Origin of the sequence: Clostridium sp., from assembly GCF_017888565.1 — a bacterium.
GTDB lineage: Bacteria > Bacillota > Clostridia > Clostridiales > Clostridiaceae > Clostridium.
This window is the reverse complement of the sequence record NZ_JAGHFX010000001.1, coordinates 1-25946: the sequence shown is the minus strand read 5'-3', so window position 1 is coordinate 25946 and position 25946 is coordinate 1. Positions and strand designations below refer to the sequence as shown.

Below are 25946 nucleotides of genomic sequence, written 5' to 3'. Positions count from 1 at the left end.
TTTTAAATGGCTAATTACAGAGGTGGAAGAATAAACGAAGAAGTTAGAAGAGAAATAAGCGTTATAATAAGAGATGAAATTAAAGATCCTAGAATGACTGCTATGGTTTCAATTACAGCAGTTAAAGTAACTAAAGATTTAAGATATGCAAAGGTATTTGTAAGTATTTTTGGTAAAAATGAAGAAGAAAAGAACGAAACCTTTGCAGCATTAAAAAGTGCAAGCGGATATATAAGAAAAGAAATAGGTCAAAGAATAAATTTGAGGAATACACCTCAAATATTATTTGAACTTGATGATTCTATAAGCTATAGTATGAAGATAGAAGAGCTTATAGAAAAGGTTAAGGAAAAGTAATGGATACATTAAAAGATATATCTAAAATAATTTTAGATAGTAAAAAAGTTGGCATTACCTACCATGTATCACCTGATGGTGATGCAGTAGGTAGTGCACTTGCACTATTAAATGGATTAAGAACCTTAAAAAAAGATGCTTATTTAATTTCAAAAGATATAATATCAGAAAATCTTCAGTTTCTTAAAGGTGCAAATGAAGCTACAGGAAATTTAATAACTCCAGTTGATGATACTTCAATAGTTGTAGTATTAGATTGTGGAAATTATGAAAGAATATCTGCAGATCTAGATAATTTTAAAGGAAGTATATTAAATTTAGATCATCATATTACAAATGATAAATATGGAGAGTTAAATTATGTAGATATAGAAGCTGCAGCTACAGCAGAAGTAGTTTTTGAATTATTAGAGTTATTAGGAATTGATTTTAATGATGAAAATGATGATATAAGAGATATAGGAACGTGTCTTTATACGTCATTAGTTACAGATACAGGTGCATTTAGACATTCAAATGTAACTTTTAGAACTCATAATATTGCAGCAAAATTAAAGAAAATTGGTGTGAATAACACTTATATACACCAAAATCTTTTTGATAATAAGAGTTTTGAAAAGATTAGATTAATAGGTAAAGCATTAAATGATATGGAACTTTTATTTGATCGAAAAGTAGCGCTAATTAAAATTCCTATGGCTTATGGGGATGAGCTTGGAATAGAAATAGGGGATACATCAGATATAATAGCTTTTGGATTACAAATAAAAGGTGTAGAAGTTGCACTATTAATAAAGGAAGTAGAAAATGGTTCTAAGGCAAGTTTGAGATCGAAAGATAAATTTGATGTTAGAAATATAGCTGAAAAGCTAGGTGGCGGTGGTCACGTAAAAGCGGCAGGGATAACTTTAAAGGGGATAAAATTAGACGAGGCTAAGAACAAAATTCTAGAGGAAATAGAGAAAGAGTTGTTATAATGAACGGCGTAATTAATATTTTTAAGAATACTGGTATGACTTCTTTTGATGCTGTGAGAATAATAAAAAAAGCAGCAGGTACTGGAAAGGTTGGACATACTGGTACACTAGATCCAGAAGCAAGTGGTGTTTTGCCTATATGTATAGGAAAAGGAACAAAAATTATTGATTATATAATGAATAGTGACAAGATCTATGAAGTAGAGTTTAAGCTTGGTATGAAAACTACTACATATGATTTAGAGGGAGATATAATAGAAGAAAAAGATCCATCTAATATTGGAAATGAAGATATATTAAAAGCTATTTATTCTTTTGAAAAAGAATATTCTCAAGTTCCACCTATGTATTCTGCTTTAAAACAAAATGGTGTAAGGCTTTATGAATTAGCAAGAAAAGGCATAGAAGTAGAAAGAGAAGGTAGACTCATAAGTATATACAAAATAGAAAATGTAAGGATAAATAATCCATATATTAGTATGAAAGTTACATGTTCAAAGGGGACATATATAAGAAGTCTTTGTTATGATATAGGGGAAGCTTTAAATGTTGGAGCTACTATGACAAAGCTAAAAAGAAGTAAAACATCTAAATTTACTGAGGATGAGTCTGTTAATATAGAAGATATAAATTCTGAAAATATAAAAGATTACATTATAAGTATAGAAGATGCTTTAGATTCCTATGAAAAATTAATAGTTTTAAGTAGATTTTCAAAACTTTTAATTAATGGTGTTAAAGTTTTTGATAAGAGGCTTACTAAAGAAAATATTGAAATAGGAAAACTATATAGAGTTTATGATGAAAGTGGAATTTTTATAGGACTTGGTAAAAGTGATCATCAAGGCTTTAAAATAGAAAAATTATTAATTAATTAGGGGAGCAGGATATGATAGTAATAGATGATATTATTATGGATAATAAGGATAGTGAAAACTATGTAGCATTAGGAAGTTTTGATGGACTTCATTCTGGTCACTTATCCCTTGTAAAAAAGACTGTCCAAGTTGCTAAAGAGAAAAATGGTAAGAGTATGGTTTTTACATATAAAAATCATCCTAAAACATTAGTAAAGCCAGAAAGTGCACCTAAATTAATTATGGATTTAGAAACTAAGCTTAAGTATTTAGAAGAAGAAAATGTAGATATAGTAGTACTAAGAAGTTTTACTAAAGAATTTATGTCAGTTTCTGCAGAAGATTTTATAAAATTACTTTGTGTAGATTATAATGTAAAAGGAATTATAGTTGGATTTAACTTTAAATTTGGATATAAAAATTTAGGGGATGTAAAACTATTGGAAGATCTTCAAAGTAAATATGGATATAAATTATATGTAATGAAGCCATATACTTATAATAGTGATGTAATAAGTAGTACTAGAATTAGAAAGAGTATTTTAGAAGGAGACGTGAAGGAAGCTTCTAAAATGTTATCTAAGCCATATTTAATTAAAGGAAAAGTTATTCATGGCAAAAAGTTAGGAAGAACCATAGGATTTCCAACTGCAAATTTAGAGTTTGATAGTAAAATTATAATTCCAGATAAGGGAGTTTATTATACTAATGTAGAGTATAATAATAAAGCCTATAAAGGAATTACATCTGTTGGGTATAATCCTACGGTAAATGGGCAACAATTAACTATAGAAACATATATACTAGATTTTAATAATACTATCTATGGACAAGAGATTAAAGTTTATTTTATTGAAAGAATTAGAGAAGAAATAAAGTTTAATTCATTAGATGAGCTTGTTGAACAAATAAAAAAGGACGAAAATTTTGCTAAGGATAGAGATATAGTAATATAATTATGTAAAATTATAATTTACAATATCTATATCATTTGTTATAATAGCAAAGAAGAACCTAATTCTAAGATATGAGGGTGCTAGCTCATTTCATGGATATAGGGGATAATTTTACGGAGGTGCGAACAATGGACGCAATAAGAAAGCAAGAAATAATCAAAGAACACGGAAGACATGAAGGAGATACTGGTTCACCAGAAGTGCAAATCGCTTTATTAACAGAAAGAATTAATTCTTTAACTGGTCACTTAAAGATGCACAAGAAAGATCACCACTCAAGAAGAGGTCTTTTAATGATGGTTGGACAAAGAAGAGGTCTTTTAAATTACTTAGCTGATCAAGATATCGAAAGATACAGAGCTATAATCAAAAAATTAGGCTTAAGAAGATAGTCTTTAGAGCGGTTTTTAAGCCGCTCTATTATTTTAACAATTTTAAATGATAAGATATAAGCCTGAAGGGAGGTTACAAAATGAACAATGTAATGAAAACAACTATAGCTGGTAGAGAACTTAAGTTAGAATTTGGAAAAGTTGGGATGTTATCAAACGTAGCATCATTTATTAGCTATGGAGACACAGTAATTTTAACTAATGTTAATGCTTCAGAAAAACCAAGAGAGGGTATAGATTTCTTTCCTCTAAGCGTAGAATATGAAGAGAGATTATACTCAGTAGGAAAAATACCAGGTGGATTTATTAAAAGGGAAGGGAGACCTTCAGAAAATGCTATATTATTTGGAAGAGCTGTTGACAGACCATTAAGACCTTTATTTCCAAAGGGATATAGAAACGATGTGCAAGTTGTTTGTACAGTAGTATCAGTGGAGAAGGATAACCTACCAGAAATTCTAGCAATTAATGCAGCGTCATTATCATTATGCTTATCAAGCATTCCTTTTACAACTCCTGTTGCAGCTGTGCAAGTAGGTCTAATCAATGGAAACTTCATTTTAAATCCGACATCTAAAGAAAGAGAAGAAAGTGAACTTCAATTAACTGTTTGTGCAACAAGTGAAAGAGTTATGATGATTGAAGCTGGCGGTCAAGAAATTCCAGAGGATGTTATGCTTGCTGCTATTAAATTTGGATTTGATAGTTGCCAAGATATTATTAAATTCCAAGAAGAAGCAATGCAAAGATTCGGAAAAGAAAAAATAGTTCCTGAACTATACAAGCCAAGTAAGGAATTAGAAAATGAAATCAAAGAGTTTGCTGGCGAAATGATTAAAGAAGCTATGTGGATAGCTGACAAAGATGAAAGAAATTCTGCAATGGATGAAGTAAATGAAAAGGTTTATGCAGAATTTGAAGAAAAGTATCCAGAAAACGTAGGAGATATAAAGGAAATAATCTACAACTTACAAAAAGAAGTTGTAAGAGATATGCTTTTAAATCACCATAGAAGACCGGATGAAAGAGCATTTGATCAGGTAAGACCAATATCATGTGAAGTAGGAATTTTACCAAGAACTCATGGTACAGGATTATTTACAAGAGGATTAACTCAAGTAATGACTGTTGCTACTTTAGGAGCAGTAGGTGATATTCAAATAATCGATGGTATAGGTGAAGAAGAATCAAAAAGATATATGCATCACTATAACTTCCCAGCTTATTCAGTAGGTGAAGTTAGACCTCTTAGAGGACCAGGAAGAAGAGAAATAGGTCATGGAGCTTTAGCAGAAAGAGCATTAGAACCATTAATACCTTCTGAAGAAGAATTTCCATATACTATTAGATTAGTATCAGAAGTATTAAGCTCTAATGGTTCAACATCACAAGCTTCAGTTTGTGGTAGTACTTTAGCATTATTAGATGCAGGAGTTCCTCTTAAGAGACCAGCAGCAGGTATAGCTATGGGACTTATAACTTCAGAAGACCTTACAAGAGAAGAAGTTTTAACTGATATTCAAGGAATAGAAGACTTCTTTGCTGATATGGACTTCAAAGTTGCAGGAACTGTAGAAGGAATTACGTCAATACAAGTTGATACTAAGATAAAAGGTTTAAGTTTTAAAGTTATAGAAGATGCTATAATGGGTGCTAGAAAGGCTAGACTTCATATTTTAGATAAAATAAGTGAATGTATTCCAGGACCAAGAGGAGAAGTTTCAACATATGCTCCTAAAACTTCAATAATAAGTATAGATCCAGAAAAGATAAGAGATGTAATAGGTGCAGGTGGAAAAGTTATTAATAAGATTATCGAAGAAACTGGAGTTAAAATTGATATTAAAGAAGATGGTACTGTGTTTGTATCTTCAGCCGATCATGATGGAGTAAATAAAGCAATAGCTATTATCGAAGGTTTAACAAAGGAAGTTAAAGTTGGAGAAGTTTACTTAGGTAAAGTAACTAAAATAGCTACATTTGGTGCTTTTGTCGAAATTCTTCCTAATAAAGAAGGATTATGCCATATATCAAAATTAGATAAAGCAAGAGTAAATAAAGTTGAAGATGTTGTATCTGTAGGCGATGAAATATTAGTTAAGGTAACTGAAATAGATAATCAAGGAAGAGTTAATCTTTCAAGAAAAGATGCATTAACTGATGAGTCAGAAGAAAATAAAGAAAAAAGCGAATAGAAAAAGTTAGTAAAGGGCAATTTATTGCCTTTTTTTCTTTATATGATAAAATTTAAATTAAATATAAATAAATAAGTATTACATAACTCTAAAATAATATAGAATAATAATAATATAGAATTAAATATAAGATAAACAAAGAGGAGGAACTATGTACAATATATATACATTAAAAAATGGTTTAAGAGTTGTAACAGAATATATAGATCATGTAAATTCAATAAGTGTTGGTGTTATGGTTCAAAATGGTTCAAGAAACGAGGAGCTAGAGTTAAATGGCATATCACATTTTATAGAGCATATGTTTTTTAAGGGAACAGAAAAAAGAACTTCAAAAGAAATTGTTCAACAAATAGAAAATGTAGGTGGCCAAATAAATGCTTATACAAGTAAAGAAGCAACTTGTTATTATATAAAAGCTTTAAATACACATTTAGATTTATCTATAGAAATTTTAGCAGATATGATATTAAATTCTAAATTTGATGATGAAGAAATAGAAAAAGAAAAAGGTGTAGTAATTGAAGAAATAAATATGAGTGAAGATACTCCAGAAGATGTTTTAGATAATGATTCATCAAAGGCTATTTTTGGAGATAATTCATTAGCTTATCCTATACTCGGTACTATAGATAATATAAATTCATTTAATAGTAAAAAGATAAAGAAATTTGTAAAATCACATTATGCACCTCATAATTCAGTAGTTTCTGTATGTGGAAAATTTGACGAAAAAGAATTAATGAAAATGATAGAAGAAAATTTTGGTTCATGGGAAGGTGAAGGAGATTATAAGCCAGAATATAAAACTCCAATTTTACTTTCACAAAGTAAATATACAAATAAACCAATAGAACAACTTCATATAAATTTAGCGTTTAAAGGGTTACCATATGCACATGAAAAGGCTTATTCTCTTGTGCTTTTAAATAACGTATTTGGAGGAGGAGCATCATCTATATTATTCCAAAATGTAAGAGAAGAGTTAGGTCTTTGTTATACTATTTATTCATATGGACAGCCATATTTAGGAGTTGGGATAAATAATATCTACACAGGAGTAAGTAAGCAATCTGCAGATAAGGCATTAGATGTTATAAATAATGAACTTAAAAAATTTGCTATAGAAGGAATTTCTAATGAGGTACTAGAAATTAACAAGGAAAAAATAAAGGCAAGTTATATACTAGGTTTAGAAAGTACATCATCTAGAATGTTTTCAAATGCAAAGAGCATGCTACTTCAAAATAAGATTAAAACACAAGAGGAAGTAATAAAAAGGATTAACAATATAAATGCTGATGACATAAATTATGTATTAGATACTTGCTTTAAACCAGGCATAATAAGCTCAGCATATGTAGGTCAAGATATAGAGTGGGAGAAATTAAACAATATAATAGAGCCAAATATAAAGGCTTATGATAATTCAAATAAAGATGGACTAAGAAGAATATGATTTTATAATATTATTATGTACTAAATTATCTTTAATTAGCATAAGATTTACATAAGATAGTGTGGAGGTGAATCTTATGTTAAGAGGAGATAGACGAAAAGGTGAATATTATGAAGAGGAGTCAAAAAGAGAATCTAAATATAGACTTCTTAGTGATTTAGAGAGATATGAAATATTCAATACAGAAGAAGCAGAAAAATATGATACTCAGCAAGCTTTAGATTTTATAATTGATGAAGATGGAAATTTACAATTTATAGTTGCTGCTGTTGCCGGAAGTAAGCTAGGCCTATTCAGTAGTAGAGAATATGTAGAAGTCCCATGGAGCTATGTTACTAAAATTGGAGCAAATGTTATAGTTGTTTCAGCTGATAAGGAAAAGATAAAAAGGGCTAGAGCATAATTTTAGGGAGGTTATTACTTGAAAATAATTATACAAAAATTTGGAGGTACATCTGTATCTACTGAAGAGAGGAGAAATCAAGTAGTAGCTAAGGTTAAAAATGCAATAAATGAAGGATTTTCACCTGTAGTAGTTGTATCTGCAATGGGAAGGAAAGGAGAACCTTATGCTACAGATACTTTATTATCTTTATTAGATAATAATTTTAAGAGGAATAACCTACAAGCAACTGATATGCTTATGTGCTGTGGAGAAATTATAAGCAGTGTAGTAATGAGTAATGTTTTAATAAATGAAGGTATCCAAGCAGTTCCACTTACTGGTGGCCAAGCAGGTATTATAACAAATGATAGTTTTTCTGAAGCAGATTTGCTTTATACAAGAACAGAAAATATTAAAGGTATTTTAGAAAATGGAAAAGTTCCAGTAGTTACTGGATTTCAAGGTGTAACTGAAAAGGGATATTTAACAACCCTAGGAAGAGGGGGAAGCGATACATCAGCCTGTATTATAGGAGAAGCCCTAAATGCAGAGGAAATAGAGATATATACAGATGTAGATGGAATAATGACAGCTGATCCCAAAATAGTTGATGATGCATCATTAATAGATACAATAACTTATAATGAAGTTTTCCAACTTGCAGACCAAGGAGCAAAAGTTATCCATCCAAGAGCTATTGAATGCGCAAGAAAAGCTAATATTCCAATAGTTATTAAGAATACTATGAGTAACTGTAAAGGTACTTTAGTTAATAGTTATGGAACAAGTAATCATGAGAGAACTATTTCAGGAATAACACATTTAAATAATAGAGCACAAGTAACAGTAAGATTAAATGAAAATAAAGATAAAGCAAATTATAGATATTTATTAGAAATTTTAGCAAAAAATAATATAAGTCTAGATTTGATAAATATATTTCCAACAGAACAAATTTTCACTATAGATTCATGCGAAAAAGAAAAATTAGAAAAAGTTCTTAATGAGGCAGATATAAAATATAATTTAATAGAAAATTGTAGCACTATAGCTATAGTTGGTATAGGAATGACTGGAGTACCGGGGATAATGGCGAAAATAATAAATACACTATCAAAAGGCTCAATAGAAATTCTTCAAACAGCTGATTCTAATATGACAATATGGTGTTTAATTAAATCTGAATATATTAAGAAAGCTCTTAATTTACTTCATAAAGCATTTAATTTAGGTGAATAAAATAAATCCTCTTGTACAAAATAATATTGTATAGGAGGATTTTATTATGAATAATTTTTTTGACTCATCAAAAGATGAAAATAAGGATATAGAAAATGAAGAAGAGAAGCTAAAAGAAGCCAAGGAAAAGAGAGAAGAAATAAAAGAGTTTGGGACTGATAATGGGGTATCGCAAGATGAAAGCATTCAAATACTACCTATAATAGGCCAAATAGAAGGTCATCAAGTTTTACCAGCTCAATCAAAGTCAACAAAGTATGAACACGTTATTCCTCAACTTATATCTATGGAGCGTAATGATAATGTAAAGGGAGTATTAATAATACTAAATACAGTTGGAGGAGATGTAGAAGCTGGATTAGCTATTGCTGAAATGATAAATTCTTTATCAAAACCTACAGTTTCAATAGTTATAGGTGGTGGACATTCAATTGGAGTACCTCTTGCAACTTCATCAAGCTATTCTTTTATAACTCCATCAGCTACAATGATAGTTCATCCTATAAGAATGAATGGATTTGTTATAGGGGTAGCTCAAACATTTAATTATTTTCAAAAGATGCAAGAACGTATAGATAATTTCATTGTAAGAACATCTAAAATAAAAAAAGATGAATTAAGAGAAATGATGCTAAAATCAGATGAGCTATTAAATGATATGGGCACTATTTTAATTGGAAAACAAGCAGTAGAATGTGGATTAATAGATGAAGAGGGTGGAATTAAAGATGCACTGAATAAATTGAAAGAGTTAATTGGAGAAAATTAAAGTAAAAAAGAAGTTAAGGAATAATTATATAAATTTATGAAAAAAATAAGTTTACTTTGGAATATATTATATTAATTTAAGCGGTTTAAATAATAGATAGTTATTTAAATTGCTTTTTTTTTATTAAAGTTTATAATATTATTATGTAAATAATTGACTTACAATAAATGGGGAAATTGCGAGGTGATTGTGTGTCTAGAGTCAAAGCAAAAAATACTAATAAAAAAAAGGACACTAATAAAAAAAATGATGTAAAAGAAAATGGAGATATTAAAGGAATAGTTTATATAGCAGTAGGTATTTTATTAGCTATAGCAATTTACACAGCTTGGGCAGGAGCATTATCTATTTTATCAAGGCAAGTAATATACAAGTTAATAGGAGTAAGTGCTTTCGTACTTCCATTATATTTAATTTATTTTGGGTATCATAGTATAGTTTCAAAGGGAAGTATTAAAGTAACAAGAAGGTTTTTTGGTATTACTCTTATTATAATATCAATAACGTTAGGCTGTGCAACTGGTAGTATTCATGTATTGCAATCAAAAGAAGGATTTTATGAAACTTGGCAAGAAGTAGTTAAGGTTTCCGGAGTACATGGAGGACTTATAGGACATTTAATTTCTTATCCATTAGGTAAGCTTATTGGTTATATAGGGTCATATATATTATATGTTACATTGTGGGCAATAGGAACAATATTAATATTTGATATAACTTTATATGATATAATCATGTTCTTTAAAGAAGAAAGTCAAAAGATAAAACCAAAAAGGAAAGAAAAAAAGACTATAGTTAATGTAGAAAAAGAAATAGAAAAAGAAAAAACTCCATTAATAGATGCAGTTCCTAAGGTAAAGGAAAGAGAAAGAGAAGAGTTTATAAATGGAATAAATAATAAAATAAAAATTCTTGATTTTATGAAGAATTCTTCATTAGATGAAGGAGCACTAGAAAGTTCAGTTGAAGAGTTTAAAGAAAATAAAAAAAGTAATCCTTTTAATATAGAGGTTTTTGATGAAGAAAAGCAAGAAGAAGCAGTAAATAAAGAAATTAAAGAAAAGGTTAAGAAAAAAGAAAAATTAGATAATACAGTTAAGGATGTAGTAAGTAAGGAAATAGAAGAAAGCTTAACGGATGAAAAGAAGGAAGAAAAAATTTATCAGCATCCATCAGTAGAGCTTTTAAATATAAATAGTAAAATGAAGCTTAAAAGTGAGGATAAGAAAGAGTTAATAGAAAATGCAGGTAAGCTAGAAGGTATCCTTAATGATTTTGGAGTAGATGCAAAGGTAGTTCAAGTAACGAAAGGTCCTTCTGTAACTAGATTTGAAATTCAACCAAGTCCTGGGGTAAAAGTTTCGAAAATAGTAAACCTACAAGATGATATAGCTTTAGGACTTGCAGCTAGTGGTGTAAGAATGGAGGCTCCTATACCAGGAAAGGCGGCTATAGGTATAGAAGTTCCAAATAATAAACAAACAGCAGTGTTTCTAAGAGAGGTTTTAGACTCTAATGAATTTAAGACATCAAATAAGAAATTGGCTTTTGCATTAGGAAAAGATATAGCAGGAAAATGTGTAGTGGGAGATTTATCTACAATGCCTCATATGTTAATTGCAGGGGCAACTGGATCTGGTAAATCGGTATGTATTAATACCCTTATAGTTAGTTTGTTATATAAATATAGTCCAAATGAAGTAAAATTGTTGATGGTTGATCCTAAAGTTGTAGAACTTAGTGTATATAATGGAATACCACACCTTTTAATTCCTGTAGTTACAGACCCTAAAAAAGCAGCAGCAGCATTAAACTGGGCAGTTAATGAAATGAATAAGAGATATAAGCTATTTGCAGATTCATCTGTAAGGAATATCGAAAGTTATAATGCTCTTTATGAAAAGGGAATAATTGAAGAAAAGTTACCATATATAGTTATGATAGTAGATGAGCTTGCTGATTTAATGATGGCGTGCCCTAATGATGTAGAAGATTATATATGTAGATTAGCGCAAATGGCTAGAGCAGCAGGAATGCATTTGATAATTGCAACTCAAAGACCTTCTGTAGATGTAATTACAGGCGTGATTAAAGCTAATATACCATCTAGAATTTCATTTGCTGTTTCTTCAGGAATAGATTCTAGAACTATATTGGATTCAACAGGTGCTGAAAAATTACTCGGAAGAGGAGATATGTTATATTGTCCAATAGGTGAAAATAAGCCTATTAGAGTTCAAGGAGCATTTATATCAGAAGAAGAGGTAGAAAAGGTTGTAAGCTTTGTAAAAGATGAAGAATCAAATGTAGATTATGAAGAATCTATAATTGAACATATAGAAAATGGAACAAAAGATGCTGGTAATTTAGGTGATAACGAGAGTAGTGATGAACTTTTAGATGAAGCAATAAAGGTTGTTATAGAATACAATCAAGCATCTACGTCATTCTTACAGAGAAAACTTAGAATAGGATTTAATAGAGCTTCAAGAATAATGGATGAACTTGAAGAACGTGGTATTATATCAGAGAAAGATGGAAGTAGACCAAGGCAAGTATTAGTTTCGAAAGAAGAATTAAATATGGAAGATTAAAAAAACTTGTAAATATTATTTTTCTACATTAAAATAATATTTAGGCCAAATGAGCAATAATTTATAAAACGTAGGAGGAAGTAGCTTTGGAAAAATATAAAGTTGGGATGGTAAGTTTAGGATGTGATAAGAATAGAGTTGACTCTGAACTTATACTTGGAACTATAAATAAATTTTATGAAATAACAAATGATCCTAAGGAAGCGGAAATAATAATTGTTAATACATGTGGATTTATAGAAAGTGCAAAGCAAGAATCTATAGATACAATACTAGAAATGGCTGAGTATAAGGATAAATATAAATGTAAGATGCTTATAGCTACAGGATGTTTAGCTCAAAGATATGGTGAAGAATTATTAGAACTTATGCCAGAAATTGATATCCTTATGGGGGTTAACGACTATATGAAGTTACATAAGCTTATCTTAGATTTTATAAAAGGAGAAAGAAAGCTACTTGCAACAAATTATAGTGATGAAAATATAAATGAAGGAATAAGACTGTTAACGACTGATAAACACACTGCTTATGTTAGAATAGCAGAAGGATGCGATAATTACTGTACTTACTGTATAATACCTAAGATAAGAGGGAAATTTAGAAGTAGATCTAAAGAAGCAATATTACAAGAAGTAGAGCTTCTTGTAAAAAATGGGGTAAAGGAAATTATATTAATAGCACAAGATTTGACTTACTATGGAATGGACATATATAAAGAAAATAAGCTTCATGAATTAGTTAGAGAAATTTCTAATGTTACTGGAGTTGAATGGATAAGATTACTTTATTGCTATCCAGAAGAAATAACAGAAGATTTAATTGAAGAAATGGCGATGAATCCAAAGGTTGTAAAATACTTAGATTTACCTATACAACATATAAGCAATAATATTTTAAAGAGTATGGCAAGAAGAACAAATAAAGAGACAATAACTAGTATAATTGATGAATTAAGAGAAAGAATTCCGGGAATAGTACTTAGGACATCTCTTATAGTTGGTTTTCCAGGAGAAACAGAAGAAGATTTTAATGAATTATGCGAGTTTTTAGAAGAGTACAAACTTGATAACGTTGGAGTTTTCAAGTATTCAAAGGAAGAAGGTACTCCAGCAGCTAATATGGAAAACCAAGTTGAAGAAGAAATAAAAGAAAAAAGACAAGAAAAACTAATGATGGTTCAAAAAAATGTAGTAGAAGAATTAAACAAATTGAAAATATCAAAAGTTTATGATACTATTATAGAAGGAAGAAAAGGTAAATATTTCATTGGAAGAAGTTCAGAAATGGCACCTGAAATTGATGGGAATATATTAGTTGATACAACTAAAAATCTTGAAAAAGGTGATATTGTAAAAGTCAAAATTAAGGAAGCTTTAGAGTATGATTTAGTAGGAGAGATATGCGATGAATTTAGCAAATAAGCTAACAATGCTTAGAATATTTTTAGTACCTTTATTTTTAATATTTATTGCTGTAAAAAACATTCCATATGGAACTTTCATAGCTACTTTTATATTTATAATTGCATCTTTAACTGATCAATTAGATGGATATATTGCAAGAAGTAGAAATCAAATAACCAATTTTGGTAAATTTATGGATCCTCTTGCAGATAAGCTTTTAGTGACAGCAGCTTTAATATCATTAGTTGAACTTCAAGTTATACCAGCTTGGGCAACTGTTGTTATAATAGCAAGAGAATTTGCAGTTTCTGGCCTTAGAACTATTGCAGCTTCTGAAGGAAAGATAATTGCAGCAAGTACTTGGGGAAAAGCTAAAACTGTTACTCAAATAGCAGCTATAATATTTTTACTAATTCAAGTTAATGTAGGAGCTTCAAAGTATTTAACAGCACTAGTTACAGAAAGTAGTATGTTTAGAATGATTATTACATATGGTCCAAGGTTTATACTATTTCTGGCTGTTATAATGACAATAGTATCTGGAATTGACTATTTTAGTAAAAATAAAAAAATAATAAATACTAATAAGTAGTTTATTATAAAATAAATAGGATATAATTAAAATAAAAGTTCCATCTTAGATAGTTGGAACTTTTAATATTAAAGATATTAATACGAAATAATATATTATATGTTGACTATAGTCAACATATAATATATAATTTACTTATAGAACAAATGTTCGTTTTAGAGAGGAAGGTGCCATATGGGAAATATAGATATGGATAAGTTAAAAGCTATAGAAAATGCAATGGGTCAAATTGAAAAACAATTTGGTAAAGGATCTATAATGAAGCTTGGAGAAAATAGTGCATTAAATATTGAAACTATTTCAACTGGATGTCTTGACTTAGATATAGCTTTAGGTGTAGGGGGATTACCTAAAGGAAGAATAATAGAAATATACGGACCAGAGAGTTCAGGTAAAACGACAGTTGCATTACATGTTGCTGCTGAAGCACAAAAGCTTGGAGGAGCAGTTGCATTTATAGATGCAGAACATGCTTTAGATCCAAGTTATGCTAGAAGATTAGGCGTTGACACAGAAAATCTTATAGTTTCACAACCAGATACAGGAGAACAAGGACTGGAAATTGCTGAAGCATTAGTTCGTTCAGGTGCTATAGATGTAATAGTAGTTGACTCAGTTGCAGCTTTAGTTCCAAGAGCTGAAATAGAAGGCGAAATGGGAGATTCTCACGTTGGTCTTCAAGCAAGACTTATGTCACAAGCTTTAAGAAAGCTAACAGGAACTATACAAAAAACAGGTTGTATAGCTATATTTATAAACCAATTAAGAGAAAAAGTTGGTGTTATGTTTGGAAATCCTGAAACTACAACAGGAGGAAGAGCGTTAAAGTTCTATTCTTCAGTTAGACTGGATGTTAGAAGAATAGATTCAATAAAACAAGGTGAAAGCGTTGTAGGAAACAGAACAAGAGTTAAGGTAATTAAGAATAAGGTCGCTCCTCCATTTAAACAAGCTGAATTTGATATAATGTATAATGAAGGTATATCAAGAACAGGTAATATAGTTGATGTAGGTGTAAAAGAAAGTATGGTTCAAAAGAGTGGAGCATGGTTCTCTTACGGTGATGTAAGATTAGGTCAAGGTAGAGAAAATGCGAAACAATACTTAAAGGATAATCCTGAAATTGCATTGGAAATAGAAAATAGAATAAGAGAGAAATATGAATTACCTCTTATGAAAGAAGTGGCTATTGACAAGAATGTAGAAGAAAAATAAAACTTGTAGGAACTTGAATATAATTAACTAAATATGTTAATAATAAAAGTCGATAATAATAATATTTTCATATTATTATTATCGACTTTCTTGTTTAATAGTAAGATAAATATGCTCAAATTTACGTAATAATGGGAATGTAAACAATTAAATTTACTTTGTGAATTATACAACTAAACTTGACATAATTTTAATTTTAAGATAAAATAATAACAAATACTGGTTTTATCATATTTCAAATATCAGTTGATTAAGTATGATGCCTACTACATTTTCTATTAAACATAAGTTTATATGAATGGAGGAGGTGTTGTTATGGATAATATTCTTATTTGGATAATAGTTGATATTATAGTATTAGTCATATTTGGCTTATTACTTTATAAAGCTATACAAAGTGCTTCTAAAAGTAAGATAGATGGATTAGAAAAAGAAGCGGAAACTCTTTTAGAAAATGCTAAAAGAGAAGCTGAAGCTACTAAGAAGGAGTCAATTTTAGAGGCGAAGGAAGAGGTTCATAGACTTAGAAATGATCTAGAAAGGGATTCAAGAGAAAGAAGAAATGAAATTCAAAGACTTGAAAGAAGAATAATTCAAAGAGAAGAATCCCTAGACAAAAAAAGTGATCTTTTAGAAAAGAAAGAAGAAGCACAAAATAAAAGATTACAAGAAATCGATGAAATGGAAGCAAATGTACAGGAACTGCACTCTAAAAGAAGAGCGGAGCTTGAAAGAATAGCAAGCTTATCTAGTGATGAAGCTAGGGAAATCCTTTTAGAAGAAGTTAGAAGAGAAATCACTCATGAAACTGCTATAATGATCAAAGATATAGAAGCTAGAGCTAAGGAAGAAGCAGATAAAAAAGCTAGAGAAATTATAACAACTGCTATTCAAAGATGCGCAGCAGATCATGTATCAGAATCAACAGTACATGTTGTTGCCCTTCCTAATGATGAAATGAAGGGTAGAATTATAGGTAGAGAAGGTAGAAATATCAGAACTCTTGAAACATTAACAGGGGTAGATTTAATAATAGATGATACTCCAGAAGCAGTTATTTTATCAAGTTTCGATCCAGTTAGAAGAGAAATTGCTAAAATGGCTTTAGAAAAGTTAATTGTGGATGGTAGAATTCATCCAGCTAGAATCGAGGAAATGGTAGAAAGAGCTACCAAAGATGTAGAAAATGATATTAAAGAAGAAGGAGAACAAGCAACATTAGAAACTGGTGTTCACGGTGTTCATCCTGAAATAATTAAATTACTTGGTAGACTAAAGTATAGAACTAGTTATGGACAAAATGTGTTAAAGCATTCTATTGAAGTTTCATATTTGGCTGGTGTCATGGCTGCAGAGTTAGGTTTAGATGTAAGTTTAGCTAAGAGAGCAGGCTTATTACATGACATAGGTAAAGTGGCAACACAAGAAGAAGAAGGTCGTCATGCTGTAATAGGTGGAGATCTAGCTAAAAAATATGGAGAATCACAAGTTGTAGCAAATGCTATAGCTGCACATCATGGAGATGTTGAAATGTTAACACTAGAAGCTGTTTTAGTTCAAGCAGCTGATGCAATATCAGCAGCAAGACCAGGTGCTAGAAGAGAGACTCTAGAAGCTTATATTAAGCGTTTAGAGAAACTAGAAGAAATTGCAAATTCTTACGAAGGTGTAGAAAAATCATATGCAATTCAAGCTGGTAGAGAGATTAGAATTATGGTTAAACCAGATCATTTAGATGACGCTGGATCTGTAGAATTAGCTAGAAGCTTAGCTAAAAGTATAGAGGAACAATTAGAGTATCCAGGTCAAATTAAAATCAATGTTATAAGAGAAACAAGAGCAGTCGATTATGCTAAATAATATAAAGTACATTTTGCATTGCAAAATGTACTTTATTTTTTATGTAGAAATTTGAAAAAAAGATAAAAAAATTTTCAAAATAAAGGAGGATTTTTTTAGAACTTATAGAATATATATATTGCAAGAGTAAAAAAACTCTACAATATATTGTAAACGATTTTTATCTAGGAGGTAAAGACAAAGTGGAAGTATTAAAAGTTTCAACAAAATCAAATCCAAATTCAGTGGCAGGTGCATTAGCTGCCATAATTAAAGAAAAAAATATAGTAGAAATCCAAGCAGTAGGAGCAGGTGCTATAAATCAAGCCGTAAAAGCAATTGCTATAGCAAGAGGCTTCGTTGCCCCTAGCGGAAAAGATATTGTTTGTGTTCCAGCATTCACTGATATTGAAATAGATGGTGAAGAAAGAACAGCAATAAAACTAATCGTTCAACCAAGATAGTAAGTTCTGGAATTTAAGTTGGGGAGAGAATTTATTTTAGGGGAGATAAAGAAAAGGACTACATTAAAAGTAGTTCTTTTTCATATTAAGGAAAATAGATGCTATAAGCCTTGAAATTTTTTTTATTTACATATATAATGAAATAGTTAAATAGATAACTATTTTAAATTTAATGTAAAGAGGTGTTTTTAATGATATCTAAAGAGGTTGTAGTAAACAACGGAACTGGTTTACATGCTAGACCAGCAACTTTATTAGTAAAGAAAGCTTCATCTTTCAAATCAGATGTAAGCATAGAATTTAACGGAAAGAAAGCAAACGTTAAGAGTTTAATAGGAGTTCTTTCTTTAGGAGTAACTAAAGGAGCTACTATTACTGTTTTAGCAAGTGGAGATGACGAAGCTTTAGCAGTAGAAGAAATTTCTAACTTAATAGCTAGTTTAGAAGACTAATAAAAAAAGTGCCAATAGGCACTTTTTTTATGTATAGGAAAGTTTAAAGCTTTGAAAGGTGTTTATATAAAGTATTTGATACATTTATATTCAAAAAATATTAATTCGATTATTTTCTTTCTTTAGTTTTCAAATGGACATATATAAGTTTAAGTTAATCTTAAGATAAGTTGTAGTATAGTAATCTTATATATATCCACTTTTTTATATAATTAATAGTTATAATAGTATGTAGTTAACTGAATAATTTTAAAGATCTGCACTTAAATATTAAAGAAACCAAGTCGATAGCTCCGGCAAATACTGCAATATATACTATTCTTTGTAATAAAACCGATCCACCAACTAAGAAAGTAACTAAGTTTATACTTAATAAACCTATAAATCCCCAATTTATTGCACCAACTAATACTAATATAAAAGATATTTTGTCAATTAGATTTATTTTACACATATTTTTTCCTCCTTATGAATTAATACAGTATATATATATTAAAAAATAATAAAAATATAACTGAAAATTATTTTAAAAATACTGAAAAAATAATTATGTTATGTTATAATACGAATTATTAAATGGAAAAATAAAAATTTATTCGGAGGTTATCTAAGGATGAGAGATTTGTATAATTCACCATTAAACTCAAGATATGCGTCAAAGGAAATGAGTTTCATATTTTCAGATGATATGAAATTTTCAACATGGAGAAAGTTATGGATTGCACTAGCAGAAGGAGAAAAAGAACTAGGTTTAAATATAACTGAAGAGCAAATAAATGAACTAAAATCGAATATATATAATATAAATTATGATGAAGCAATAAAAAGAGAAAAAGAAGTTAGACATGATGTTATGAGCCATGTATATGCATATGGATTACAATGTCCTAGTGCAAAAGGAATTATTCACTTAGGAGCGACAAGTTGTTATGTAGGTGATAATACAGATATAATTATTATGAGGGATGCTTTATTATTAATTAAAAAGAAGATAGTAACAGTATTAAATCATTTATCAAATTTTGCAATAAAATATAAGGATATGCCGACTCTTGGATTCACACATTTTCAGCCTGCACAATTAACTACTGTAGGTAAAAGAGCAACTCTTTGGATGCAAGATTTAGTATTAGATATAGAAAATATAGACTTTTTATTATCAACGTTAAAACTAAGAGGAGTCAAAGGAACTACTGGTACTCAAGCAAGCTTTATGACTTTATTTAATAATGATGAAGAAAAAGTTAAGGAATTAGATAATATAGTAGCAAAAAAAATGGGATTTGAAAAAAGTTATGGTGTTACAGGCCAAACATATCCTAGAAAATTAGACTCTATAGTTTTAAATAAATTGTCAGAAGTTGCTCAAAGTGCGTATAAATTTAGTAATGACTTAAGACTATTACAAAGTATGAAAGAAATTGAAGAGCCATTTGAGAAGAATCAAATAGGATCATCTGCTATGGCGTATAAGAGAAATCCTATGAGAAGTGAGAGAATGGGTTCATTAGCCAGATATGTTATAGTGAATTCCTTAAATCCAGCAATAACAGCTGCGACTCAATGGTTTGAAAGAACTTTAGATGATTCAGCAAATAAAAGAATTGCAGTGCCAGAAGCTTTCTTAGCTTTAGATGGAGTTTTAAATTTATATATAAATATTGCAGAAAATATGGTTGTATATGAAAAAGTAATAACTGCACATGTAAATAATGAGTTACCTTTTATGGCCACAGAAAATATTATGATGGAATCAGTTAAAAGAGGTGGAGATAGACAAGAACTTCATGAAAAAATTAGAGTTCATTCAATGGCAGCGGCACAAAGAGTAAAGGGTGAAGGATTAGATAATGATTTAATTGAGAGAATTATAAAAGATGATAGTTTTATGTTAAGTGAAGAAGAAATAAGAAATATAATTAATCCAGCTAAGTTTGTAGGAAGAGCTCCAAGTCAAGTTGTAGAATTTATAGAAAATTATATAAATCCAATCATAGAATTAAATAAAGATGCATTAGAAATAAAGAGTGAAATTACTGTTTAGAATAATTATTTTTAAAAGTCATAATGTATTATGACTTTTATATTTGTTTTGAATATTTAGAAAATTTTGAATAAAAATATTTTAAAAGACAATAATTAATAGATAGAACTAGCAAAGGAGGAATATAAATGAATATTAATAAAGAAGAATATATGAGTGAATGTATAAGTTGTAGTGGAACAGGAAGAATAAAATGTGATTGTGGAACAGAAGAATTACCTAATTCTCGATGTATAACTTGTAATGGCGATGGAAATTTTATATGCCCTGTTTGCGATGGAGAAGGAAAATTTTAATTATAAAGAAATTATCTAATAATTAGTTGCAAGGTATTTAATTATAAAAATATGTTTTAAATTTATATTATAAAGATAGGATTATCCTATCTTATTTTTTTGCTAATTTGATATCATTTAACAACTAAAATTTGATTTTCAAAAATAAACATCTTAGATTCTACATTATAGGTAATATTATAATTTAAATAACACAAATTACGATAATATAATATTATATAATGTAATAATATTATATAAGAGGTTTTTATGGCTAGGTATGTAAAAAACTTAATGAGAAATGAAGTAAATGTAGAAAAACAAAGAGAAGTTATTATGACTAGAATCAGTGATGTAAAAGGGAGTAGTGATCCAGATATTATTTACTTAGTTGGTAATAAGAGAGGAACTGGAAAAAATAAAATTTATTATAATATGCAAATTATAATTTCTGATGGTGAAAATGGAAAAACTATATCTATAGATTTAAGTGGTATAGAAGGATATAATCCTAGAATAGTATTACAGAATTTTAAAGTTACAAGAGATAATGAAATATTATTTACAATAGAGGATGTGGGGAGTAATGGATATATAACGGCTAATATGTATTATTTAGATGGAGATAAAGCTATAAAGATTTTCGATACAAATCATTATAATCAACTTGATTCATATCAAGTTATATATCAAGATAAATATATGGTGGATGTTGTAGATATAAATAGGGGAATGACCTATTCCATAGATATAAGTGGAAAAGATAAGGAGTATTTAAATAGCCTATATAATAATAATGGAATTTTAAAGAAAAGAATACTAGGGAAGGTTCTATATGTATCTGGATTAAGTCCAATAGATTTAAGAAGAAGTGATATATTAGATCTTTTAGTTATACAAAAGATAACAGGGAAAAATGAGAAAGATATTTTAGGCGTAATGAGTAATATTTTAAGCTTTGAAGGTATTGATTTTAGTAAAGTAGATTCTTTTGTAGGCCTATTAGGTGAAAAGACACCAAATATGTTAGTTAGGGGAGAAAATAAGTTAAGTAAAGATTACTTAGATTTTTCAAAGGTTGAATTCATAGAATCTGAATTAGCTAAGGATGAAGCTATAGAAAGGATAATTGAAAAAGAATTTTTATTAAATCCTGATGAAGATAAAGTTAATTACTTATATAATAAAGTTAAATTAAAAGATGATGATAGTTATCAAGTATTAGTTTATTTAGAAGGACCTAGATTTTGTACTGAAAGAGGTGCCACTTTAGCCATATTAGAGGAAAAAAATAATGAATATAAAATTTTATCAAAAATAAGTAATATCACAAATCCAATTATAATATCTGAAAGCAAAACAAACGGGTATAGGGACTTAGTAGTAAAGATGTTAAATAGTGATAAAGAAGATTTTAGGATATTAAAATTTAATGGAAATGCATATCCTTTAGACCCAGTTAAAGAAGAAAGATTAAAGAAAGGTAGCAAAATTAGAGGCATAGCAGCAATTTCTGATGATTTGTTTTATACAAGAGGAATTGAATATAAGTAGAATAGAAAATCCCTATAGAGAATTAGTTTAATTACTCTATAGGGCATAATTATAATCAAAAATATAACAAGAAGTTTATTTTAAATTATTATTGATTATAGCTTTATTTAGTTAATTCAAATGTATTATTTAAGTTAACTTTAAATGTGTCTCCATCTTTCATTGAAATGTGTCCAGAATTATAAGGTTTTCCATCTAAAGTTATAATAACATTAGTTACATCAAAATAATCACCAAACGTATTACAAATAGCAGTTAAAGTACTAGACTCAGGACCGGAGCCTAAGTTTTGAGCTTCGACAAAATTAGATGAAAAATCTAGTTTTATAGTATCATTTTCATTATCAACTTTAGCTGAGTTTAAAGAAATATCACTTTTTAAAGCAGAGGCAATTTCTTCGCTTGGAGCTTTCTTTAATTCATTAACTAAAGCAGTTGCTACAGCCTTATCTTTAATTTCAATAGTTTTATTTATGTAAACTATTTTGTCACTAACGACATCGTAATAATAAATCTTTGCATCATCAGTTATTGTTTCATTAGAATTAGAGCTATTACTATCGGTTTTATCGTTTGTGGTACTATCTTTATTACTATCTTCTTCATCAGTTAGAGTGCTTTCATTATTAGTAATATTAGATTCTGTATTATTTTTGTTATTATTTGCTTCAGCTCCACAAGAAATTATTGAAAAAGGTATAGATAATGATATTAATATTGCTAAAATCCTTTTTTTCATTTATTAACCTCCTTAAAATACATGTTTCAATTGCAATTTACATAATTAAAATTATTAGGATATTAAGTAGTTAATACACTTATTTAAGTGAAATAGCAAAATTGAAAGCATATATATTATATAACAATTTACTAAATAATATTATATCATAATTGAAAGGTTATTACAAATTTACATAAATTTACTTATTTAACTTTGGAAAATATGCTAATATTTGAAAAAAGTAATTAAATATCATATAATATAAAACATCGGCTTAAATCGTCAATTGGAATATATTATTTAAGTACAGTAAGTTTTATAATATTCTAAATAACATAATAGAAAAAGGAGAAAATAAGTAATGCAAAAAACATCTGAAGTAAGTAATGAAAGATATTTAGAGGTAATGGGTTTTATTAAAGAGGTTTGTAAAAAGAACTTAAATGAAGAATATTTGTTTCTTGCAGAGAGCTTATGTAAAGAAATATCTGAATTAAAAGAAGTTAATTTAAATAAAGGAAAACCAAATTCATGGGCATGTGGAATTGTACATGCTTTGGGATTAAAAAATGGGTTATTTACAAATAAGATAGGTATAACTATTAAGGCTGGAGATTTATATAAATTATTTGATGTAAGTAGTAGCACAGGTCTTTCAAAATCAAAAGAAGTGAGGACGTTAATAGATTTAGAAGATGATAAATGGTTAATAACTTGCAATGAAAGTAACGCTATTGATAATTTAAAAACTGTAGATAATAAGATAGATTGCGAAGAAGAAGAAAAGAAAGAAATATTAGATGAGGTTTGCGTTTCAAAAGTAGAATTTGGGATTATAGAAGATGAAGATTTAAAAAAGGCTAATGAGATAGCTAATGAGGCATGGAACCAAAAAAATTATAAGAAAAAGGCTAAATTAGCTAAAGAAGCATTAAAAATAAGTGGAAATTGTGCGGAAGCTTATATAATATTATCTTATGACAATTCATTAAGCATAAATGAACAAAAAACCTTAGTATTAAAAGCAGTAGAAGTTGCTAAAAACGTTATAGGTGAAAAAAATATAGATAAATATATAGGAAAGTTCTTAGACTTAGAGATTACAAGACCCTACTATAGTGCTAAATATAGACTTGGAAATTTATTATGGAGTATAAATGAAAAATTAGAAGCTGTAAAAGAATTTACTGATTTAATAAATCTAGATCCAGAAGATAGGTTATTAATAAGAGGAGTATTACTTTCATGGCTAATTACAGAGAATTTAGATGGTGAAGTTTTAACTTTATTAAATAAATATAAAAATGATTATTTACCATCTACAAAATTTTCAAAAGCTCTTTATTTATATAAAGTAGGAAAATTAGAGGAAGCAGAAAGAGCATTAAGAATTGCAAATGCTTCTAATCCATTTGTTATAGATTATATAACTAAGCAAAAAAGAATCCCTACAAATCCGCCTGAGCTTAAAAGTTTAGGTACAGAAGAAGATGCAGTATATTATATGAAAAATGCAGATGCTGCTTGGGATTCAGTAAATGGAGCAAGAAGCTGGGTAAAAGAGTTAAAAAATAGATTATAAAAATAAACTATTGTGTATTGTAGCGATAAAGTTAGTTATTACACAATAGTTTTTTTAAAAAAGAAAAAATCGACTAATATAGATAATAATTAACAAAATAGTGAGATTGATATGTACATATAAAAAATATATAATTTAGAAATAAATTATATGGATGGCGAAATATGGACATAACAATAATAATCAGTATTATATTTTCTTTTGCTTGTATTATAATAGGATTTCTTTTAGAGGGAGGAGCGTTAGGAGCTCTATATCAATTTACAGCACTATTAATAGTTGTTGGGGGAACAATAGGTGCAGTTGGTGTTGCTTTTCCAGGAAAGACTTTAAAAAGCTTTCCAAAGGTTTTTAGCATAGTATTTAAGAAGAGAAATAGTAACCTTATAGAAAATGTAGAATTCTTTAAGGAAATTACAGTGAAAACTAGAAAAAATGGATTGTTGAGCTTAGAAGCAAATTTAAACAATCCAGAAACAGATACTTTTATCAAAAAAGGTCTGCAAATGATTGTAGATGGAGTTGATCCAGAGATTATGAAAGGATAATTAGAAACAAGATTAGAACAAATTTCAGAAAGGCATCATCAAGGAATTTCTATTTTTGAAGCTGCAGGTGGGTACGCGCCAACAATGGGGATTATAGGAACAGTTATGGGGCTAGTCCAAGCTTTATAATAAGTAAATTAGAAGGGTTTTTAACTGAAGAGGACATAAAAAAGCTTGAATCAAGCGAGGGTAAATAGATGAAAAAAAGAGTGGAAAAACCAGAAAATCATGAAAGATGGTTGCTTACATATTCAGATCTTATAACTTTACTTATGATATTTTTTGTTGTATTGTATTCTGCTTCTAGTGTGAATGAGTCAAAATATAAGCAGTTAGCTACTTCTATGGGAGATGTATTTACTGATGGATCTTCAGTTCTAGGAAGTGCTGAAAATTCAGGTAGTTCAACTGATGAGCCGAGAGAGTTAAAACCATTAGTTCAAACAGAAGAGGAAAAATTACAAGGTATAGAAACTCAAGTAAATGATATAGTAAAAGATTTAGAGTTAGAAGGAAGTGTAACTACAAGTATAGAAGAAAGAGGACTTATTATAAGATTTACTGATAGTTTATTTTTTGATAGTGAAAAGGCGGATATAAAAGAGGAATTAAAACCTAAACTTATTTCAGTATCAAATATTTTAAATAAATTTGATAATTATGTAAGAATAGAAGGACATACTGATAATTTACCTATAACTACTTCTGATTACCATTCAAATTGGCAACTTTCATCTGTTAGAGCTTCTAATGTAGTTGAATTTTTAATAAGTTATGGATCAATATCTCCAAGTAGATTATCAGCTGTAGGTTATGGTGAATATAGACCAGTTGCAGATAATGCTACAGAAGAAGGAAGAGCTAAAAATAGAAGAGTTGATATATTAATTTTAAACAATAAATTTGATAATATAGAAATGAATTAGAATGATAGTTAAATGTGTAGTCTCAGAAATCTATTTAATATAAAATTTATTCAATTTCAAGTAAGCTTTATTGCCTTAAAAAAGTTAATATCTTATTTTTATAAAGGGCTAACGAAATGGTCTTACCCCCATTATGTAGACAGTCAAT

General features: G+C 28.8%; 26 protein-coding genes. 24 read left to right on the top strand and 2 right to left on the bottom strand.

The window, feature by feature from the left end; all coding sequences use genetic code 11:
- The first annotated feature begins 6 nt into the window (after nt 1-6).
- From rbfA to J7M87_RS00050, 17 genes are all read left to right on the top strand, one after another.
- Nucleotides 7-357 carry a 30S ribosome-binding factor RbfA gene (gene rbfA / locus J7M87_RS00130; protein ID WP_291647500.1) on the top strand — a complete coding sequence of 117 codons (351 nt, stop codon included), beginning with the start codon at nt 7-9 and terminating at the stop codon, nt 355-357.
- Nucleotides 357-1334: a bifunctional oligoribonuclease/PAP phosphatase NrnA gene (locus J7M87_RS00125; RefSeq protein ID WP_291647498.1), complete on the top strand. Its 978-nt coding sequence runs from the start codon at nt 357-359 to the stop codon at nt 1332-1334. Before rbfA ends, J7M87_RS00125 begins: the two co-directional genes overlap by 1 nt.
- A complete protein-coding gene (gene truB, locus J7M87_RS00120) occupies nt 1334-2212 on the top strand; it encodes a tRNA pseudouridine(55) synthase TruB (RefSeq protein WP_291647496.1) in 879 nt (292 codons plus the stop codon). The genes J7M87_RS00125 and truB overlap by 1 nt, the downstream gene beginning before the upstream one ends.
- An 11-nt stretch (nt 2213-2223) precedes the next feature.
- Nucleotides 2224-3147: a bifunctional riboflavin kinase/FAD synthetase gene (locus J7M87_RS00115; protein WP_291647494.1), complete on the top strand. Its 924-nt coding sequence runs from the start codon at nt 2224-2226 to the stop codon at nt 3145-3147.
- 128 nt (nt 3148-3275) lie between these two features.
- A complete protein-coding gene (gene rpsO / locus J7M87_RS00110; RefSeq protein ID WP_008678426.1) occupies nt 3276-3539 on the top strand; it encodes a 30S ribosomal protein S15 in 264 nt (87 codons plus the stop codon).
- A gap of 80 nt (nt 3540-3619) precedes the next feature.
- Nucleotides 3620-5734 (top strand): polyribonucleotide nucleotidyltransferase, encoded by a 2115-nt coding sequence (locus tag J7M87_RS00105; protein ID WP_291647490.1) that lies wholly within the window; start codon nt 3620-3622, stop codon nt 5732-5734.
- A gap of 151 nt (nt 5735-5885) precedes the next feature.
- Nucleotides 5886-7193 (top strand): pitrilysin family protein, encoded by a 1308-nt coding sequence (locus J7M87_RS00100; protein WP_291647488.1) that lies wholly within the window; start codon nt 5886-5888, stop codon nt 7191-7193.
- Nucleotides 7194-7269: 76 nt separating this feature from the next.
- A complete protein-coding gene (locus tag J7M87_RS00095) occupies nt 7270-7596 on the top strand; it encodes a YlmC/YmxH family sporulation protein (RefSeq protein WP_291647486.1) in 327 nt (108 codons plus the stop codon).
- 18 nt (nt 7597-7614) lie between these two features.
- Complete coding sequence (dapG, locus tag J7M87_RS00090; RefSeq protein WP_291647484.1) at nt 7615-8817, top strand: aspartate kinase; 1203 nt, start codon at nt 7615-7617, stop codon at nt 8815-8817.
- A 46-nt stretch (nt 8818-8863) separates the two neighbouring features.
- Nucleotides 8864-9586, top strand: coding sequence for an ATP-dependent Clp protease proteolytic subunit (locus J7M87_RS00085; protein WP_291647482.1), 723 nt, complete (start codon nt 8864-8866; stop codon nt 9584-9586).
- 191 nt (nt 9587-9777) lie between these two features.
- The gene (locus J7M87_RS00080; RefSeq protein ID WP_291647480.1) at nt 9778-12180 is read left to right on the top strand and encodes a DNA translocase FtsK; all 2403 of its coding nucleotides are present in this window, start codon (nt 9778-9780) and stop codon (nt 12178-12180) included.
- A gap of 86 nt (nt 12181-12266) precedes the next feature.
- The gene (rimO, locus tag J7M87_RS00075) at nt 12267-13604 is read left to right on the top strand and encodes a 30S ribosomal protein S12 methylthiotransferase RimO (protein ID WP_291647478.1); all 1338 of its coding nucleotides are present in this window, start codon (nt 12267-12269) and stop codon (nt 13602-13604) included.
- Nucleotides 13588-14178 (top strand): CDP-diacylglycerol--glycerol-3-phosphate 3-phosphatidyltransferase, encoded by a 591-nt coding sequence (gene pgsA, locus J7M87_RS00070; protein WP_291647476.1) that lies wholly within the window; start codon nt 13588-13590, stop codon nt 14176-14178. Before rimO ends, pgsA begins: the two co-directional genes overlap by 17 nt.
- Before the next feature lie 174 nt (nt 14179-14352).
- Nucleotides 14353-15393 (top strand): recombinase RecA, encoded by a 1041-nt coding sequence (gene recA / locus J7M87_RS00065; RefSeq protein WP_291647474.1) that lies wholly within the window; start codon nt 14353-14355, stop codon nt 15391-15393.
- A 315-nt stretch (nt 15394-15708) separates the two neighbouring features.
- A complete protein-coding gene (rny, locus tag J7M87_RS00060; RefSeq protein WP_291647472.1) occupies nt 15709-17253 on the top strand; it encodes a ribonuclease Y in 1545 nt (514 codons plus the stop codon).
- A gap of 182 nt (nt 17254-17435) precedes the next feature.
- Nucleotides 17436-17696, top strand: a complete 261-nt coding sequence (locus J7M87_RS00055; RefSeq protein ID WP_016206312.1) for a stage V sporulation protein S — start codon at nt 17436-17438, stop codon at nt 17694-17696.
- Nucleotides 17697-17887: 191 nt separating this feature from the next.
- The gene (locus tag J7M87_RS00050) at nt 17888-18148 is read left to right on the top strand and encodes an HPr family phosphocarrier protein (protein WP_271831565.1); all 261 of its coding nucleotides are present in this window, start codon (nt 17888-17890) and stop codon (nt 18146-18148) included.
- Nucleotides 18149-18383: 235 nt separating this feature from the next.
- Here the strand turns inward: J7M87_RS00050 and J7M87_RS00045 are convergent, their stop codons facing one another.
- Nucleotides 18384-18602 (bottom strand): DUF378 domain-containing protein, encoded by a 219-nt coding sequence (locus J7M87_RS00045; RefSeq protein ID WP_291647461.1) that lies wholly within the window; start codon nt 18600-18602, stop codon nt 18384-18386.
- A 159-nt stretch (nt 18603-18761) separates the two neighbouring features.
- Between J7M87_RS00045 and purB the strand changes: the two genes are divergently transcribed.
- The 3 genes from purB to J7M87_RS00030 all read left to right on the top strand — a co-directional run bounded on the left by purB (nt 18762) and on the right by J7M87_RS00030 (nt 22021).
- Entirely contained in the window at nt 18762-20192 is a 1431-nt protein-coding gene (purB, locus tag J7M87_RS00040) for an adenylosuccinate lyase (RefSeq protein ID WP_291647459.1), read from the top strand.
- Nucleotides 20193-20320: 128 nt separating this feature from the next.
- Nucleotides 20321-20488 carry a hypothetical protein gene (locus J7M87_RS00035; protein WP_291647457.1) on the top strand — a complete coding sequence of 56 codons (168 nt, stop codon included), beginning with the start codon at nt 20321-20323 and terminating at the stop codon, nt 20486-20488.
- A gap of 249 nt (nt 20489-20737) precedes the next feature.
- Nucleotides 20738-22021 (top strand): hypothetical protein, encoded by a 1284-nt coding sequence (locus J7M87_RS00030; RefSeq protein WP_291647455.1) that lies wholly within the window; start codon nt 20738-20740, stop codon nt 22019-22021.
- Between the two features lie 103 nt (nt 22022-22124).
- Here the strand turns inward: J7M87_RS00030 and J7M87_RS00025 are convergent, their stop codons facing one another.
- Nucleotides 22125-22760: a GerMN domain-containing protein gene (locus tag J7M87_RS00025; protein ID WP_291647453.1), complete on the bottom strand. Its 636-nt coding sequence runs from the start codon at nt 22758-22760 to the stop codon at nt 22125-22127.
- Between the two features lie 343 nt (nt 22761-23103).
- On the opposite strand from J7M87_RS00025, the gene J7M87_RS00020 reads away from it, so the two are divergent.
- The 4 genes from J7M87_RS00020 to J7M87_RS00005 all read left to right on the top strand — a co-directional run bounded on the left by J7M87_RS00020 (nt 23104) and on the right by J7M87_RS00005 (nt 25798).
- Nucleotides 23104-24324, top strand: coding sequence for a DUF6398 domain-containing protein (locus J7M87_RS00020; RefSeq protein WP_291647450.1), 1221 nt, complete (start codon nt 23104-23106; stop codon nt 24322-24324).
- Between the two features lie 164 nt (nt 24325-24488).
- A complete protein-coding gene (locus J7M87_RS00015; RefSeq protein ID WP_291647448.1) occupies nt 24489-24872 on the top strand; it encodes a motility-associated protein in 384 nt (127 codons plus the stop codon).
- A gap of 21 nt (nt 24873-24893) precedes the next feature.
- Nucleotides 24894-25001, top strand: a complete 108-nt coding sequence (locus tag J7M87_RS00010) for a MotA/TolQ/ExbB proton channel family protein (RefSeq protein WP_365843966.1) — start codon at nt 24894-24896, stop codon at nt 24999-25001.
- A 68-nt stretch (nt 25002-25069) separates the two neighbouring features.
- Nucleotides 25070-25798, top strand: a complete 729-nt coding sequence (locus tag J7M87_RS00005) for a flagellar motor protein MotB (RefSeq protein ID WP_291647446.1) — start codon at nt 25070-25072, stop codon at nt 25796-25798.
- The last annotated feature ends 148 nt before the right edge of the window (nt 25799-25946 follow it).

What these genes read in the sequence shown, in the direction of transcription:
- J7M87_RS00025 (WP_291647453.1), bottom strand. Translation starts at nt 22,760, where the DNA reads ATGAAAAAAAGGATTTTAGCAATATTAATATCATTATCTATACCTTTT.
- J7M87_RS00125 (WP_291647498.1), top strand. Translation starts at nt 357, where the DNA reads ATGGATACATTAAAAGATATATCTAAAATAATTTTAGATAGTAAAAAA.
- J7M87_RS00085 (WP_291647482.1), top strand. Translation starts at nt 8,864, where the DNA reads ATGAATAATTTTTTTGACTCATCAAAAGATGAAAATAAGGATATAGAA.
- J7M87_RS00095 (WP_291647486.1), top strand. Translation starts at nt 7,270, where the DNA reads ATGTTAAGAGGAGATAGACGAAAAGGTGAATATTATGAAGAGGAGTCA.
- rpsO (WP_008678426.1), top strand. Translation starts at nt 3,276, where the DNA reads ATGGACGCAATAAGAAAGCAAGAAATAATCAAAGAACACGGAAGACAT.
- J7M87_RS00105 (WP_291647490.1), top strand. Translation starts at nt 3,620, where the DNA reads ATGAACAATGTAATGAAAACAACTATAGCTGGTAGAGAACTTAAGTTA.
- purB (WP_291647459.1), top strand. Translation starts at nt 18,762, where the DNA reads ATGAGAGATTTGTATAATTCACCATTAAACTCAAGATATGCGTCAAAG.
- J7M87_RS00030 (WP_291647455.1), top strand. Translation starts at nt 20,738, where the DNA reads ATGGCTAGGTATGTAAAAAACTTAATGAGAAATGAAGTAAATGTAGAA.
- pgsA (WP_291647476.1), top strand. Translation starts at nt 13,588, where the DNA reads ATGAATTTAGCAAATAAGCTAACAATGCTTAGAATATTTTTAGTACCT.
- rbfA (WP_291647500.1), top strand. Translation starts at nt 7, where the DNA reads ATGGCTAATTACAGAGGTGGAAGAATAAACGAAGAAGTTAGAAGAGAA.
- truB (WP_291647496.1), top strand. Translation starts at nt 1,334, where the DNA reads ATGAACGGCGTAATTAATATTTTTAAGAATACTGGTATGACTTCTTTT.
- J7M87_RS00035 (WP_291647457.1), top strand. Translation starts at nt 20,321, where the DNA reads ATGAATATTAATAAAGAAGAATATATGAGTGAATGTATAAGTTGTAGT.
- J7M87_RS00100 (WP_291647488.1), top strand. Translation starts at nt 5,886, where the DNA reads ATGTACAATATATATACATTAAAAAATGGTTTAAGAGTTGTAACAGAA.
- J7M87_RS00005 (WP_291647446.1), top strand. Translation starts at nt 25,070, where the DNA reads ATGAAAAAAAGAGTGGAAAAACCAGAAAATCATGAAAGATGGTTGCTT.
- rny (WP_291647472.1), top strand. Translation starts at nt 15,709, where the DNA reads ATGGATAATATTCTTATTTGGATAATAGTTGATATTATAGTATTAGTC.
- J7M87_RS00045 (WP_291647461.1), bottom strand. Translation starts at nt 18,602, where the DNA reads ATGTGTAAAATAAATCTAATTGACAAAATATCTTTTATATTAGTATTA.
- J7M87_RS00020 (WP_291647450.1), top strand. Translation starts at nt 23,104, where the DNA reads ATGCAAAAAACATCTGAAGTAAGTAATGAAAGATATTTAGAGGTAATG.
- J7M87_RS00115 (WP_291647494.1), top strand. Translation starts at nt 2,224, where the DNA reads ATGATAGTAATAGATGATATTATTATGGATAATAAGGATAGTGAAAAC.
- J7M87_RS00015 (WP_291647448.1), top strand. Translation starts at nt 24,489, where the DNA reads ATGGACATAACAATAATAATCAGTATTATATTTTCTTTTGCTTGTATT.
- J7M87_RS00050 (WP_271831565.1), top strand. Translation starts at nt 17,888, where the DNA reads ATGATATCTAAAGAGGTTGTAGTAAACAACGGAACTGGTTTACATGCT.
- recA (WP_291647474.1), top strand. Translation starts at nt 14,353, where the DNA reads ATGGGAAATATAGATATGGATAAGTTAAAAGCTATAGAAAATGCAATG.